Source organism: Endozoicomonas sp. ONNA2 (assembly GCF_024606365.1).
In the GTDB taxonomy this organism is placed as follows: domain Bacteria; phylum Pseudomonadota; class Gammaproteobacteria; order Pseudomonadales; family Endozoicomonadaceae; genus Endozoicomonas.
The window spans coordinates 1-1,429 of the sequence record NZ_JAHHPO010000239.1 but is presented as its reverse complement, the minus strand read 5'-3'; the positions used below and the strand labels follow the sequence as shown (position 1 = coordinate 1,429).

Genomic DNA, 1,429 nt, shown 5'->3' with positions numbered 1-1,429 from the left:
CACTATCCTCACGGTGTTACAGCATTATTACCGTCGCCCGGGACCGGAGCGGGTGTTGGCCAGCCTATACGAATTCTTTACAGAAGCGTGGAAAAAGGATCACTCTTGCAATCATGCCCTGCGAGCCAGGAATAATGGGCTCTGGTATATGGAATTGCTGGAGAGATGTCAGGTTCACTCTTTTAATCCAGTCGAAAAAAGTCTCCTGCCACTGGCCATTATTTATCAGGATGCCGCAACTGAAGATGTCGCCAAATCGAAAGAAAAAACCAGGTCAGCTGTTTACTTCAAACGGGACCTGGCCGGGCACTTCCCTGAACAGCTGCTGGATGAGGTCGCCCTGGCGATGGTCAGTATGAACGACGATATCGATGGTGAAGCGGATCAGAACCTGACTGCCAACGTGCTCTGGTATTTACGTATATTACGCTTTGCCGTTCGTATGGACTTTATTCGCTATATCGTTGAGCCTGAATTTCCCGGGTTGGTGACTCAGCCTGAGTTTTTCAACGCTTCCTGCCTTGACCTGCCGCACCCGTGGGCCGGGGATTTTACCAGCGAGCCTGACCACAAGACGGAATTCCAGCGGCATCTGGAAGCCGCCATGCACGGCGCTGCTGACCTGGTGCAGGTAACCACATGCCCTGCGGACAGGCGCAAAAACCCCTACACAGAAGTCTACGGTCTGATGCCTGAGGGCGAAAAAATCATGCTGCAATATGGCAAAAAAATCACGCTGTATTTTGACCGGACAGCGAAGCCCACGCAAGAAATGGACCGGTTTATTGATGATAATGTTCGGCGCAAAATTGCCAAAATGGCCGGCATTATTACCTGCACAGACCCCAGCCACCAAGCCTGCAAGGCAGATCAAGGCAAGGGGGTCACTTATGGTATTCATAACAGCTGGTACGATCTCCAGCAGGTGGTGGTTCCGGCTGGAATGACACGGCTGGAAAAGATGCAGTACGAACATGACCCGTCACTGCTGAGCCCGGCAACACAACAGGCAATAGAGCAAGAGTTGCATCGGCTGAAGAGCGCAGGTATACGGATGAATACGGGCACCTTGACCCGGGAAACGCTGGCTTCGGAGGATGCCCTGAAAGTGCTGAAGGATCGGGGTATTGCCGTGGCCTGCGAGAAGCGTCCTTACTTGGCTAACGATGGCTTCCCGAGAGAATGGGAAATGCTGGTGCCAATAAAGAAGCCTGATGCTCAAACTGCGCCCACAGGGGAAGGCCGATAAAATCGCCATGACCATGCCGCCAGGGACAATGGGCCCGTAATGGAACTTTTTGCGTAACTATTGAGCACCCAGCAAAGGCATATTACTGTAATTCTGAACAGATTTAAGTAGTGACTGGTATATACCTGCCTTTCACCACCCCGATTGATATTTTCCTGAAATCTGATGTCAAAGGACTGA

1 protein-coding gene is annotated in these 1,429 nt (G+C 51.6%); it reads left to right on the top strand.

What is annotated here, in order from left to right; all coding sequences use genetic code 11:
• The coding region (locus tag KDK14_RS04335) for a hypothetical protein (RefSeq protein WP_257263792.1) at positions 1 to 1,249 on the top strand (1,249 nt) is incomplete at its 5' end.
• Positions 1,250 to 1,429: the final 180 nt, after the last annotated feature.